Annotated in this window: 10 protein-coding genes and 1 pseudogene; 2 read left to right on the top strand and 9 right to left on the bottom strand. The window is 68.1% G+C overall.

The features are described 5' to 3' along the window. Positions 1–16: 16 nt before the first annotated feature. Entirely contained in the window at positions 17–2326 is a 2310-nt protein-coding gene (locus tag sphst_RS14880; protein WP_199849002.1) for a glycoside hydrolase family 3 C-terminal domain-containing protein, read from the top strand. On the opposite strand, the gene sphst_RS14875 is transcribed toward sphst_RS14880, so the two are convergent. Further along, entirely contained in the window at positions 2280–3488 is a 1209-nt protein-coding gene (locus tag sphst_RS14875; protein WP_051916426.1) for an MFS transporter, read from the bottom strand. The genes sphst_RS14880 and sphst_RS14875 overlap by 47 nt on opposite strands. Before the next feature lie 27 nt (positions 3489–3515). Continuing rightward, a pseudogene (locus sphst_RS14870) lies at positions 3516–4550 on the bottom strand (aldo/keto reductase). 119 nt (positions 4551–4669) lie between these two features. On the opposite strand from sphst_RS14870, the gene sphst_RS14865 reads away from it, so the two are divergent. Then, a complete protein-coding gene (locus tag sphst_RS14865; protein WP_107045769.1) occupies positions 4670–5560 on the top strand; it encodes a LysR family transcriptional regulator in 891 nt (296 codons plus the stop codon). Positions 5561–5586: 26 nt separating this feature from the next. Here sphst_RS14865 and sphst_RS14860 read toward each other — a convergent pair whose 3' ends face one another. The 7 genes from sphst_RS14860 to sphst_RS14830 form a co-directional block, all read right to left on the bottom strand. Continuing rightward, positions 5587–7119, bottom strand: coding sequence for an MFS transporter (locus tag sphst_RS14860; RefSeq protein WP_199849001.1), 1533 nt, complete (start codon positions 7117–7119; stop codon positions 5587–5589). After that, positions 7116–8585 carry an efflux transporter outer membrane subunit gene (locus sphst_RS14855; RefSeq protein WP_234387683.1) on the bottom strand — a complete coding sequence of 490 codons (1470 nt, stop codon included), beginning with the start codon at positions 8583–8585 and terminating at the stop codon, positions 7116–7118. The genes sphst_RS14860 and sphst_RS14855 overlap by 4 nt, the downstream gene beginning before the upstream one ends. After that, positions 8582–9484: an efflux RND transporter periplasmic adaptor subunit gene (locus sphst_RS14850; RefSeq protein ID WP_031394919.1), complete on the bottom strand. Its 903-nt coding sequence runs from the start codon at positions 9482–9484 to the stop codon at positions 8582–8584. Before sphst_RS14850 ends, sphst_RS14855 begins: the two co-directional genes overlap by 4 nt. Then, positions 9481–9687, bottom strand: a complete 207-nt coding sequence (locus tag sphst_RS14845; protein ID WP_031394920.1) for a DUF1656 domain-containing protein — start codon at positions 9685–9687, stop codon at positions 9481–9483. The genes sphst_RS14850 and sphst_RS14845 overlap by 4 nt, the downstream gene beginning before the upstream one ends. Next, positions 9684–11738: an FUSC family protein gene (locus sphst_RS14840; RefSeq protein ID WP_107045767.1), complete on the bottom strand. Its 2055-nt coding sequence runs from the start codon at positions 11736–11738 to the stop codon at positions 9684–9686. The genes sphst_RS14845 and sphst_RS14840 overlap by 4 nt, the downstream gene beginning before the upstream one ends. Continuing rightward, the gene (locus sphst_RS14835; RefSeq protein ID WP_031396199.1) at positions 11735–12187 is read right to left on the bottom strand and encodes a MarR family winged helix-turn-helix transcriptional regulator; all 453 of its coding nucleotides are present in this window, start codon (positions 12185–12187) and stop codon (positions 11735–11737) included. The genes sphst_RS14840 and sphst_RS14835 overlap by 4 nt, the downstream gene beginning before the upstream one ends. A 113-nt stretch (positions 12188–12300) precedes the next feature. Beyond that, positions 12301–14091 (bottom strand): IlvD/Edd family dehydratase, encoded by a 1791-nt coding sequence (locus sphst_RS14830; protein ID WP_107045766.1) that lies wholly within the window; start codon positions 14089–14091, stop codon positions 12301–12303. Between the last annotated feature and the right edge of the window lie 70 nt (positions 14092–14161).

Here is a 14161-nt window from a genome sequence, read left to right as displayed (position 1 = left end):
AGAGAGAAATGTGATGATGACGCGCGGTACCCGATCGCTCCTGAACGTCTTGCTGCGCAGCGCGGTGCTGGTCGGTGTAATCGGGGTTTCGCCCGCGCTGGCGCAAACGACGAACAACGCGCCCGCGGCTGCAGCGGCGAAGATCGATGCGCCGGTCGCGCGGCCGTGGATGGATGCGAGCCTCGATCCGTCCGCCCGCGCCGATCTCATCCTCAAGGAGATGACGCTCGACGAGAAGCTGCAGCTGACCTTCGGCTATTTCTCGACCGATGCCGCCTGGCTCAAGACGCCGACCAAGAACTGGGAGTTCCCGAAGGACGGCTTGCCGGGATCCGCGGGGATCGTTCCGGGCATCGCGCGGCTGGGTATCCCGAGCCAGTGGCAGACGGATGCGGGCGTCGGTGTCGCCAGCCAGCGCAGCGCCACCCCGCGGCTGCGGACGTCGCTGCCATCGGGAATATTGACGGCGGCGACGTGGAACCCGGCGCTCGCCGAAGCCGGTGGCGCGATGATCGGCAACGAGGCGTTCCTGTCGGGCTTCAACGTGCAGCTGGCGGGCGGCATGAATCTGCTGCGCGAACCCCGTAACGGCCGCAATTTCGAATATGGCGGCGAGGATCCGCTGCTCGCGGGCGTCATGACGGGGCATGCTATCAAGGGAATCCAGTCCGAGCACGTCGTCTCGACGATGAAGCATTACGCGTTCAACGGGCAGGAAACCAACCGCTTCACGATCGATCACCGCATCGGCGAACAGGCGGCGCGCCAGTCGGATCTGCTGGCGTTCCAGATCGCCAACGAGATCGGCCAGCCGGGTTCGGTGATGTGCTCGTACAACCGCGTCAACGGTCACTATGCGTGCGAGAACGACTGGCTGCTGAACACGGTGCTGAAGAAGGACTGGGGCTTCAAGGGCTATGTGATGTCGGACTGGGGGGCCGCCCATTCGACGACGGAAGCCGCCAATGCCGGGCTCGACCAGCAGTCGGGCTGGGCGTTCGACCGGTCGCCCTATTTCTCCGAAGCGCTGCGCGAGGCGGTCAATAACGGCCATGTCAGCACGGCGCGTGCCGATGACATGGCCCGGCGCGTGCTGTGGGGGATGTTCTCGGTGGGCGCATTCGACACGCCGGTCCGCGGCGATCGCGCGGCGACGATCGACTATGCCGCACACGCGGCGGTCACGCGCAGCGATGCCGAGGAGGGTATCGTCCTGCTGAAGAACGACGCTAATCTGCTGCCCCTGGCGAAAACGGCGAAGTCGATCCTGCTCATTGGTGCGCATGCCGATGTCGGCGTTTTGTCGGGCGGCGGATCGTCACAGGTCTATTCGCCCAACGCGCCGACCAGCGGCCTGATCGTGCCGGACGAGTTCAACAAGGGCTTTCCCGGCCCCAAGACCTATCACGCATCGTCGCCCATGACCGCGCTGCAGGCCCGCACCGGTGCCCGCGTCACCTATCTCGACGGCAAGGATCCGCGCGCGGCCGCAGCGGCGGCGCGCAAGGCCGATATCGTGATAGTCTTTGGCGAACAGTGGACCGGTGAGTCGATCGACGTCCCCGATCTGGCGTTGCCCGATGCGCAGAATGCCCTGATCGACGCGGTCGCCCGCGCCAACCGCAAGACCGTCGTGGTGCTCGAGACGGGCGGGCCGGTCGTCATGCCGTGGCTGTCGAAGGTCGGCGCGGTGATCGAGGCCTGGTATCCGGGCACGGCAGGCGGCGAGGCGATTGCGCGCATCCTCACCGGCGAGGTCAATCCGTCAGGTCACCTTCCTGCGACCTTCCCCGCATCGCTGTCGCAACTGCCGCGCCCGGTTCTGGAAGGCGACCCGAAGCTCGACCGCGACGCGCATCCGATGGGCAATTACGACATCGAAGGCGCCGCCATCGGTTACAAGTGGTTCGATAAGACCGGCCGCAAGCCGTTGTTCCCGTTCGGCTACGGCCTGTCCTATACCCGGTTCGCGCTCGACGGTCTGAAGGCTGAAGCGAAGGGCAAGGGCATCGCCGCGACGTTCGCGGTCCGCAATACCGGGTCTGTCGCAGGCAAGACCGTCGCCCAGGTCTATGTCGCGGCGCCGGGCTGGGAAGCGCCCAAACGGCTCGGCGCGTTCCAGAAGGTCGATCTGTCACCGGGGGCGAGCCAGTCGGTGGCGACGATGATCGACCCGCGCCTGCTCGCGACCTTCGACACGGCGACCGCGACGTGGAAGATCGCGGAGGGCGACTATCAGGTCATGCTGGCCGACTCGGCGGCGAGCATCGCGCAGACGGTCACCGTGCATCTGCCGGCGCAGACGCTCGACAGCCGGGGGAAATAGTCGACGGCGCGGGGGCTCTCGCGCGGCGCCGGACGCTGATCAGGACCGCGACCAGCCCCAGCGCTGACGCCCCGGCACCCGCAAGCGCGACCATCGGATAGCCGAGGCCTGCCGCGATGACGCCGCCGCCAACCGCCGCGCCGATCGCGTTGCCCAGGTTGAACGCACCGATGTTCATCGCCGAGGCGAGGTTCGGCGCGTCCGCGGCGGCGTGCATGACACGGACCTGAAGCGGGGGGACGAGCGCGAAGCTGGCGACGCCCCACAGGAAGATGAGGATCGCGGTCGGGACCTTGAACGGCATCAGCACGGCGAAGCCGACCAGGATCGCGGTGAGCAGCGCAAGCGTCACGATCAGCGTCCGGTCGACCGAGCGATCGGCGAACCGCCCGCCGAGCCAGTTGCCGACCGTCAGGCCGACGCCGTAGGTCACCAGCATCGCGGTGACATAGCCGAGCGACGCCTGCGTCACCTCGCGCAGGATCGGCGTGATATAGGTGAAGACGGTGAACATCGCGCTGGCGCCGACGACCGTCAGGCCAAGCGCACCCAGCACGGGCCCGCGCGTGAGGACGCGCAGTTCGGCCTTCGGGTCCGTGCCGGTCGGCGCGGGCAGCACGGGAAGCGTCAGCCGCAGCGCCGCCATCGTCGCTAAGCCCAGCACCGAAATACCCCAGAACGACGCGCGCCAGCCGAGGTGATCGCCCGCCCATGTCGCGAGCGGAACGCCGACGACATTGGCGATGGTCAGCCCCATGAACATCGCCGCGACCGCGCCGGCCCGGCGTTCGGGCGGGACAAGGCTGGCGGCGACGATCGCCCCGACCCCAAAGAACGCGCCGTGGTTGAACGACGTCAGGATCCGCGCGGCCATCAGCATGCCGTACCCCGTCGACATTGCGGCGAGCAGGTTGCCGATCGTGAAGATGCCCGCGAGCTTGATCAGCAGCGTCCGGCGCGGCACGCGCCCGGTCGTCAGTGTCATCAGCGGTGCGCCGATGACCACGCCCAGCGCATAGGCACTGATGAGCAGGCCCGCGGTCGGGATCGAAACGCCAAGATCGCCGGCGATGACGGGGAGCAGGCCCATGGGGGCGAATTCGGTCACGCCGATGCCGAACGCGCCGACGGACAGGGCCAGAAGCCCGGGGTTCAATTTCATCGCTGTATTCCTGATGACGTGGGCGGGTCAGACCATCGCCGGGTTCAGCCGGGCGAAACCCTCCTGCTGACGATAGGGGGTGTGCGGATAGGGCGGCAGAACCGCGCTGGCGGCATCGAGCGCGGCGACCTGTTCGACCGACAAGGCCCAGCCGACCGCACCGATATTGTCGCGCAGCTGCGCCTCGGTACGTGCGCCGATGATGACCGACGCGACGGTCGGCCGACGGAGCAGCCAGTTGATCGCGATCTGCGGCACTCTCTTGCCCGTTTCGGCCGCGATCACCTCGAGTGCATCGACCACGCGGTAGAGCAGCTCGGCGTCGACGGGCGGCGCGAATTGCTCCGTGTCGTGAAGCCGGCTGCCAGCGGGCACCGGTCGATCCCGGCCGATCTTGCCCGTCAGCCTGCCCCAGCCGAGCGGGCTCCAGACGAGCGCGCCGATGCCCTGGTCGGCACCGACCGGCATGAGGTCTGCTTCGTACGCACGACCGACGAGCGAATAATAGACCTGATGCGCGACGAGCCGGGACCAGCCATGGCGGTCGGCCAAGTTCTGCGCCTTCATCACCTGCCACCCGGGATAATTGGATATCCCGGCATAACGAACCTTGCCCGCCGCGATCAGCTGGTCGAGCGTCGCCATCACTTCCTCGGTCGGGGTCGATGCGTCGAAGGCGTGAAGCTGCAACAGGTCGATATGGTCGGTGCCGAGACGTTGCAGCGACTCCTCGACCGCACGGATCAGCCGGGCGCGCGACGTGCCTCAGTCCTGTGGCCCGTCCCCCATCGGCAGGCCGGTCTTGGTCGAGATCAGCACCTGATCACGCCGCCCCTTGATGGCGCTGCCGAGCACCGTCTCGGACGCGCCGTGCGAATAGACATCGGCGGTGTCGAACAGGGTGGTCCCGGCATCGATGCACAGGTCGACCAGTCGTCGGGCTTCGACGGCGTCGCTGCATCCCCAGGCGCCGAACAGCGGACCCGTTCCGCCAAAGGTGCCGGTTCCGAAGCTCAATGCCGGCACCCGCAGGCCCGACGATCCCAATTGGCGATAGTCCATATCTTGATCCCGATCGCGGTGTACCCGGCTGCGATTTAGACGCATAGATAGGTCGAAGTGCACGGGCCGATTGAGCTGTATCGCCACGAAGGACCTTTGACTTGAACGCACAGACGGGAATGGGGGCGGATCGGGCCCGCGCGCTTGAGGTCTTCGCCGTGGTCATGCGCGAGGGAAGCTTCTCGGGGGCGGGACGCGTGCTCGGACTGACGCCGTCCGCGGTGGCGCGGGCGATCGACCGGATCGAGGCCCGGCTCGGCGTCCGGCTGCTCCTGCGGTCGACCCGTGCGCTGACCCCGACGGCCGAGGGGCAGGCCTATCTTCAGACGGCGCGCCGGATCCTCGCCGACCTCGACGATGCAGAGCAGCAGATCGCCGATCAGGGCGCGCCCCGGGGACGGCTGCGGATCAGTGCCGCGCTGTCGCATGGGCGGTTGTGCGTCGTCCCGCTGCTCGGCGATTTTGCCGAGGCCTATCCGCATATCCTCGTCGATATCGCATTGACCGACACGATCGTCGACGTCGCGGCGGGGCAGGCGGACGTCGCGATCCGCTTCGGTCCGCTGGTCGACAGCCTGTTGACCGCCCGGAAGCTCGGCGAGAGCCGGCGGGTGATCGTCGCGGCACCCGACTATCTGGCGCGGCGTGGTACCCCGACCAAGCCCGAGGACTTGCACCGGCACAACTGCCTGAATTTCAACTTTCGTCGGGTCGAACCCGTCTGGCCGTTCCGTGTCGATGAAGTAGACATGGCGCTCGTCGTGACCGGCAATATCGAAGCCAATAACGGCGAAACATTGGGGCAGCTGGCCGCCGCGGGCGTCGGGATCGCGCGCGTCGGTGCGTTCAGCGTCGTCGACGATATCGCCGCGGGCCGTCTCGTCCCGCTCTTCGAGGCATATAATCCGGGCGACGTCGAACACATCCACGCGCTCTTCGTCGGCGGTAGCAACACGCCGGCGCGTGTCCGGGTGTTCGTCGACTTTCTCGCGGAACGCCTCCGGGGCTGATCGCCGCGCCGGTGTGCCGGGAGGGGTTATCGACCCGCGGCCATCCCGGGTCGCGCAGGCACTTGGCGGTGTCCGCTGAGATCGGATCCGGCATCGACGGCAAAACGGCGGTTCCAGATCGTGGCGGCCGCCGACACCGCCGTCACGACGAGGAATGCGAGGGTGAAATCGGCGAGCACCGGGCGTGTCGTGCCCGATCCGAGCATGCCGACATGCAACGCGGCCGCGCCGACGCAGATGCCGAGCGAGAGCATGAGCTGCTGGAACGTTGCGTAGAAACTGGTCGCGCTGCTCATCCGTGACGATGGAATCTCGTCATAGGCGATCGTGTTGTAGGCGGAGAACTGGAACGACATGAAAAAGCCCGAGAGCATCAGGACGCCAAAGATGACGGGGATGGGCCAGTCGGGGCGGAACAGCCCGCACACCGCGTAGCCGCCGCTCGAACACAGGCCGCCGACGATCAGGCTGTTGCGGAATCCGAACCGTCGCAGCACGCGGGGGGCGAGGCTCTTCATCATCAGCGAACCGATCGCCCCGGCAATCGTGATCGCACCGCTTGCCGCCGCGGTCATGCCGAACCCGAGCTGGAGCATCATCGGCAACAGGAACGGTTGCGCGCCTTGCGTGATCCGCGTCAGCGATCCGCCGATCACCGACAGGCGGAAGGTCGGGATCCGCATCAGCGACAGGTCGAGGATCGGATCGCTGCGGCGTCTGGCGTGGCGGATATAGGCGACGCCTGCGACCAGGCCGATTGCAATGAGCCCGATGGCCTGCGTCAATTCGCCCGTGCGGCTGGTCATCTCGAACCCGAACAACAGGCAGCCGAGCGACACGCCTGACAGGATGAAGCCGGGGACATCGAACCGTGCCGGCCGATCCTCGCGCACATCACCGATATAGCGGGTGACGAGCACCACGCCGACCATGCCGATCGGGATGTTGAGGTAGAAGATCCAGCGCCAGTCCAGATAGGTGACGATCGCGCCACCGACCGGCGGCCCGAGGATCGGACCGATCAGCGCGGGCATGATCAGCCACGACATGGCCTGCACCATGTCTTCCTTGGCCACGCTGCGAAGCAGGACGAGACGCCCGATCGGGATCATCATCGCACCGCCCAGACCCTGCAGGAACCGCGCGCCCATCATGAAACCCAGGCTGGTCGCCTGACCGCACAGGATCGAACCGCCGACGAAGATCAGGATCGCGGCCCGGAACACGGTGCGCGATCCGAACCGGTCGGCAAGCCGCCCGCTCGCCGGGATGAAGATCGCCAGCGCCAGCAGATAGGAGGTAAGTGCCGATCCCATGCTCGTCGCGGGCACGCCGAAATCGCGCGCCATGGTCGGCAACGCCGTCGCGAGCACGGTGGAATCCATCTGCTCCATGAACAGCGCACAGGCGATGATCAGCGCGGTGACACGGTAGTTGCTCGGCGTGTGCGGTTGCTCGCCGGCGTCGCGCGGGACCCGGGCGATCGTGTCGGCGGCCGGGACGATGCCGTCGCGGACTTCGCTGTTGATCGCGGCGAGCCCGCGCCGGCGAAGTCTCATGCCTGCCACCCGCCGCCCAAGGCCCTGAAGACGTCGACCTGACGATCGATCAACAACGCGTCGGACGCGGCGAGGTTGGCCTGGGCCGTGGTCAGGGCCGCCTGCGCGGTCAGCAGCGACAGGAAATCGGTTCGGCCAAAGCGATAAAGCGTGCCCGCCTGGCCGGCGGCGGTCGCAGCGCTCGCCTGCGCCCGCGACAGCGCGGCGTTGCGGTCGCCTTCACGCGCATAGGCGGACAGCGCGGTCTCGGTCTCGCGCAAGGCCTCCAGCGTCGTCGAGTTGAACTGCGCCAGTGCCTGATCCGCCGCAGCGCCGGCCTGCGCTATCCGTGCACGGACGACCGGGCGGTTCGGAAAGCTCCAGCTGATGAGCGGGCCGAGCCCCAGGTGAAACGCGCTAGTGGATCCGAGCGTCGAGACCGGCCCTGTGAACCCGGCGGATCCCCCCAGGCTGACCTGCGGATACAGGTCAGCGGTGGCGACGCCGATCCGCGCGGTCGCTGCGGCCAGTGCGCGTTCGGCCTGACGGATATCGGGCCGGCGGCGGATCAGCGCGGCGCCGTCGCCGATCGGCAGTGGCCGGGTGAGTGCGGGGGGCTTTGCGCAGGTCGCGATCTCGGCGGGATAGGCGGCGGGGGCGCGCCCCATCAGCGTCGCCAGCCGGTAGAGCGCGGCGGTGCGCGTCGCGACCTGTGACGGGATCAACGCCTCGCTCTGATCGACCGCAGTCCTTGCGCGCGTGACGTCGAACGCCGTGCCGCGCCCGCCGCGCTGCAAGCGGCGCGTGACGTCGAGCGTCTGGCGTTGCAGGGCCAGGACGCGACTGTTCGCGGCGAGCACCATGTTTGCCGTGCACACCGCGGCATAGCTGCGCGCGGTTTCGGCAGCGACGGTCACGCGGACGTCGTCGCGCGCGGCGGCAACCGCCTGCGCATCGCCCTGCGCGGCTTCGATCGCGCGCCGAATGCGCCCCGACAGGTCGAGCGGGTAGGCGAGGGTGATGCCGAGATTGGCGTCAAGCGTTCCGGGCAGGTTGCCGCGGCTCGCATAGGGCCGGTCGATCGACGTACCGCCGCCGATCGTGGTCGACAGCGTCCGCCCGGCGGCAACCTCCGCAACGACCGCGTCGGCGCGGCGGAGATTGGCATCGGCCGCGCGCAGATCGGTGTTCGCCGCCAGCGCCTCGGCGACGAACGCGTCGAGCCGAGGATCGCCATAGAGCTGCCACCAGCGATCGGGGAGGGGGGCATCGACGAACGCGGCCTCGTGACCGCTGTCGAACGCGCCTTGCGCGGCTGGCATCGCGGCGACGGCGCGATCGGGACGCGCATAGTCCGGGCCGGCGGTGGCGCAGGCGGCGAGGCCGAGCGCGAGGATACTCGCGGCAAGACCCCGGCGGGTGGGGGAGGCGGCGATCCCGCCCCGTCCAGGAGAAGGGGCGATCTGCGAGAGACGCGTGCGCATCACGCCGGCGCTCCCGACTGAAGTTTGGGCTCCACCGTCACCGTCGCCGTACGCCCGACGATCAGCGGGACACCCTTCGGCACCTGCATCAGCTTCACGCGCACCGGGATGCGCTGTGCGAGGCGGACCCAGTTGAACGTCGGGTTCACATTGGGCAGCAGGTTGGTCGTGTTCGTCCGTTCGCTGTCGTTGATGCCCGCGGCGATGCTGTCGACGCGGCCGTGCAGCGCCTGCGCTTCGCCCATCAGATGCACGGTCACCGGGTCGCCGAGATGTATGCTACCGAGCTTGGTTTCCTCAAAATACCCCTCGACCCGAAGCGAGTCCGTGTCGATCAGCGCCATCGCCTGCGCGCCCGCGGCAATATAGTCGCCGGGGTGCAGGTCGAGGTTTGTGACGATGCCGTGCACGGTCGCCCGCACCGTCGTCCGCGCGAGGTTCAGCGCCGCGGTCGATCGCGCGCTCCGGGCCTGCGCGAGCGTTGCCGAGGCGGTGGCGACGCGCGCGACATTCTGTTCGTGGGTTTCCTTGGCGACCAGATCACCCAGTGCGAGGTCACGCTGGGCCTCGCGCCGCGCCTGCAGCAGCGTCGCGCGCGCGCTCGCGATTGAGGCGTCAGATTGCGCAAGCGTCAGTTCGAAACGCGGCCGATCGACCACGAACAGCACGTCGCCGGGCTTGACCCTCTGGTTGTCCCGCACCGCGACGCGCGTGACAAGACCCGCGACATCCGGCGTGACGCGAACGATGTCGGCCCGGATATGCCCGTCGCGCGTCCACGGATCGCTCTCATAGCGCTTCCACAGCCACAGCGCGACGACCACCGCGAGCGCGACGATGACCAAGGTGACGGCGGAACGGCCGAGCGGGGCCAGCAGGGACTTGAGACGGGGCGAGGTCATGCGGAGGGTCCGGTGAGCAGGGCGAGCAGCCCGAGGATGAGGATGAACAGCGCCAGGTCGACCAGCGGACGGTAGGTCACCGCGCGGTACACCCCGGCAAAGGCGAGCAGGCGGGTGGCGACGCCCGTGAGCACGACCGCGGCGACCGCAAGCAGGAGGAGGGTCGGCAGATAGACACCGCCGATCGAGATCTCGCCGGTCATGCGGGCATCTCCGGTGAGCCCGCATAGGCGGGGGCCGAGGGAAAGAGGTTGCGGCGCAGCGAGGTGAGCGCGAGCACGCTGGTGCGGTGGCGCTCGGGCATGCTCGACGCGAAGCCAGCCAGCGCCCGGTCGATCCCCGCGAGCAGATCGGGTTCGGGGGGCGCTGGCTGGTTGGGGCGTAGGGCGCGGTAATGCGTGCCGACCCCGCGCAGCACCGGCGTGATCATCGCCGCCTCGTCGACCGGACCGTCGATTCGGAGCTGGCGGAGTTCGCCGACCGCCACACCGACGCGCAAGTCGGTCAGTGCATCGAGCAGCGGCTTGCCGGGATCCTCGCCCTGCAGCGCAAGCCGCGGTGCGAGCAGGCCGATCCGGTCGAGCATCCGCGCGATCCAGCCCGCCGTATCGGGCCGGCCGGTCGAATCCGCGCGCGTCGCCAGTTCGCGCCAGCCGGCACGGAGCAACCGCCGCGCGCTGGTCTGCGCCCCGATCGTCTGGAACAGGCCGACCGTGACGACCGCGAACAAGGTCCCGATCAATTGCGCGATCGCGCCGTTCATAAACTGATCGAAGCCGCCGCCGAACCGGTCGTTCAGCCCGACCGTGTTGAGTCCGCCAAGCAGTGCACCGAGCGTGACGAGCAAGGTTGCCGGCCGCGCGAGGAACATCCCCCCGATCAGCATCGGTGGCGCGAGCACCGCGGCCAGCGTCACGAAGTCGGTCACGCGCGGCAGGATCGCAAACGCATAGACGGCCGACACGACCAGGCCGAGAATCGTGCCATAGAAGAACGCCTTGATCGCCGGCGCCGGGTTGTCGCTGTTGCCGAACAGGGCGCAGCACACCCCCGCGATCAGCACCGCGCCCGCACCGTCGGTCCATGCGGTTCCGATCCAGAAGGCGCAGCCCAGCAGGATCGTCATCACCGTGCCCGCGGCCGCGCGCAGTGCGATGCCGCGATCGCGGTGGAGCGGTCTGCGGGCGGAGCGTGCGAGCAGTCGCGCAACGGCGGGGGTGACGGGCGCGCGCGACGGCGATCGCATCTGATCGCGCAGGTCGCGTACATTGCGATGCGCGTCGACCAGCTCCCCGAGCCGCGCCACCAGGCTCAGCCGCAACGCGTCACGCCAGATCAGGGCGCTGCCGGGCGCGGGTTCGAGCGCGCGGGCCCGGGCGATCAGCTCATCGGCGTGCGCGCCGCGCTCCAATGCCGAAGAGGGATCACGCAGCCATTCGCGAACGTCCTCGATCAGCGCGAGTGCCTCGGGGCGCGGCACGTCGGCGCCCCGCTTGAGTTCGACAATCCGGTCGTCGATCGCGCTCGCGAGCGGCAACAGCATCGACAGCTCCGCCTGGAGCGCGCGAAGCGTCCGGACACGCGGCAGGAGCCGGGCGGTGTCGAATGGCAAGTGAATGGAAAGCTGGTGCAACTCGTTGATATCGAGCGCCAGCCGCCGCCGGTCGCGATCGAGCGCGGCATCGCTTTCCCCCGCAAGCGAATCGCGCGACCAGCGTTCCGCATCGGCGAGGATCGCGTCGATCCGGCCGAGCAGCACGGCGGTGACGGTCTGCGGGAAGACGAGGCCGTGGATCAGACTGCCGCACAGGATACCGATCGTGATCTCCTGCACCCGCAGCGCAGCGATGGTGAAGACCGCGCCCGGCGCCGCGACCGATGGAAAGCCGATGATGCTGGCGGTATAGCCCGCGAGCAGGAACACATAGGCGCGCGGCGTCCGGTCGAGCAGCGAGATGTAGAGGCACAGGCCGAGCCACAGCGCGAGGCCGAGCGACAGGAGTTCGGGCGCGTTGACGAGGTTCGGCACGAGCACGACCGCGGCAATCGCGCCGAGCACCGTCCCCGCGACCCGGAACACCGCCTTGGACAACACCGCGCCGGCCAGCGGCTGCGCGACGATATAGGACGTCGTCACCGCCCAATAGGGCCGCGTCAGACCGATCCGCAGCGCGATGTAGTAAGCGAGGATCGCGGCGACGAAGCATTTGACCGAGAAGAGCGCCTCCTTCCCCCCGAACCGGGACAGCGTCATCGTCCGCGATCTGCCACAAACCGCGCACCAAGCCGTTCCGCGACGCGTAGCGCGGTGGCGAGATCGTCGTCCGGCACACCCTCGAGCATCGCATGGCGCAGCGCCGCGAACTTCGCCTCGATCGTGGTGACGAGCTTTCGCCCGTGCGGCGTCAGGCGGATTCGGCTGACCCGCGCATCGGCGGGATCGCGGTGGCGCTCGACAAGTCCGGCGGCGGTCATCTGGTCGATCGAGCGCACCAGCGATGCCTGTGTCACGTCGAGTTCACAGGCGAGATCGATCTGCCGCACATCGTCGCCCAGCCGTCCGACCTGAACGAGCGCCCAGCCGGTCGATGCCGACACCCCCATGTCGCGGAGCGCATGGTCGGCCGCCTGCCGCCAGCTGCGCGCGAGCGGCAGGAGGGTTCGGGCATAGGAAGATTCGAGCACGGCGCGGGGGGAGGTCATTAGCGTGCTAAGTAATCATGTCAGCCCATGCTGCAATGCAAAATAGCGAGCCATGCGAGGAATTTGTTCGCGCCCGCCGGGCCGCGCGACGTGCGCGACCCGGCGGCTCAGACCTAGTGATTGTCGCGCGGCAGGCCCATCGTCTGCGCGATGCGCTGGTATTTCTCCGCACCTTCGAGGATGGCACCCGTTTCCATCTGGCCGACGGTGGCGCGCTGTATTTCCTGCCACGGCGTCTGCGAGCGCGGGAAGGCATAGCCGCCCGCCGCGGTCAGCGTGCGGCGCCGCTCGGCCAGTTCCTCATTGGAGATCAGGACATCGGCGCTGCCCTTGCCAAGATCGATGCGAACGCGGTCGCCGGTGCGGATCAGCGCGAGGCCGCCCATTGCCGCCGCCTCGGGGCTGGCATTGAGAATCGACGGCGAGCCCGACGTGCCCGACTGGCGACCGTCGCCGATGCAGGGAAGCGCGTGAACGCCTTCGCGGATCAGATAGGCGGGCGGACGCATGTTGACGACTTCGGCGGCACCGGGATAGCCGATCGGGCCGGCACCGCGCATGAAGAGCAGCGTATCGGTGGTGATGCCGAGCGACGGATCGTCAATCCGGTGATGATAGTCCTCGGGGCCGTCGAACACGACCGCGGGGCCTTCGAACGCTTCGGGATCGTCAGGATTGCTGAGATAGCGTTCGCGGAATTCCGGCGAGATGACGCTCGTCTTCATGATCGCGCTGTCGAACAAATTGCCGCGCAGGACGATGAAGCCGGCATCCTGCAGCAGCGGGGTCGCGAACGGGCGGATGACGCGCTCGTCCTCGATCGTCGCGGTGCGGCAATTGTCGCCGATGCTCTTGCCGTTGGCGGTCATCGCGTCTTCGTGGATCAGTCCCTGCTTCATCAGCTCGGCGACGACGGCGGGCACGCCCCCGGCATGGTAATAATCCTCACCGAGATACTCGCCGGCGGGCTGAAGGTTGACCATCAGCGGGACCTTGTGACCGTGCGTCTGCCAGTCGTCGATCGGCAGATCGACGCCGATGTGGCGCGCGATCGCGGCGAGGTGGATCGGCGCGTTGGTCGATCCGCCGATCGCCGAATTGACGACGATCGCGTTGTGGAACGCCTCCTTGGTCAGGATGTCGCTGGGCTTCAGATCCTCGGCGACCATGTCGACGATGCGCTTGCCGGTCTTGTACGCGACTTCCTGGCGGTCGCGGTAGGGCGCGGGGATCGCGGCCGAGCCGGGCAGCTGCATGCCGAGCGCCTCGGCCAGGCTGTTCATCGTCGTCGCGGTGCCCATCGTGTTGCAATAGCCGGTCGACGGCGCGGACGAGGCAACGAGCTTGATGAAGCCCTCATCGTCGATCGCACCGGTCGCGAGCAGCTCGCGCGCTTTCCACACGATCGTGCCCGAGCCGGTCCGCTCGCCCTTGTGCCAGCCGTTGAGCATCGGGCCCACGGAGAGCGCGATGGCGGGAATGTTGACCGTCGCCGCCGCCATCAGGCAGGCGGGCGTGGTCTTGTCGCAGCCGATCGTCAGCACGACGCCGTCGAGCGGATAGCCGTAGAGCACCTCGACCAGCGCCAGATAGGCGAGGTTGCGGTCGAGCCCCGCGGTCGGTCGCTTGCCGGTCTCCTGGATCGGATGGACCGGGAATTCGAGCGCGATCCCGCCCGCCTCGCGAATGCCTTCGCGCAGCCGTTCGGCGAGCACGAGGTGATGGCGGTTGCAGGGGCTGAGGTCGCTGCCGGTCTGCGCGATGCCGATGATCGGCTTGCCCGAACGCAGTTCCTCAAGGCTCAACCCGAAGTTCAGATAGCGCTCCAGATAAAGCGCGGTCATGTCGATATTCTCGGGATTGTCGAACCACGCGCGGCTGCGGAGTTTGGGCAAGTCGGTCATGAGAGGCTTTCCGGGGTAAGCAGGTCGAATATCAGCGAGCGACGGAGACGCGGTAGATCATGGCGTGATG

This window comes from Sphingomonas sp. STIS6.2 (assembly GCF_000732685.2).
In the GTDB taxonomy this organism is placed as follows: domain Bacteria; phylum Pseudomonadota; class Alphaproteobacteria; order Sphingomonadales; family Sphingomonadaceae; genus Sphingomonas; species Sphingomonas aerolata.
The sequence above is the reverse complement of the archived record's forward strand: the minus strand, read 5'-3'. Positions and strand labels throughout refer to the sequence as shown.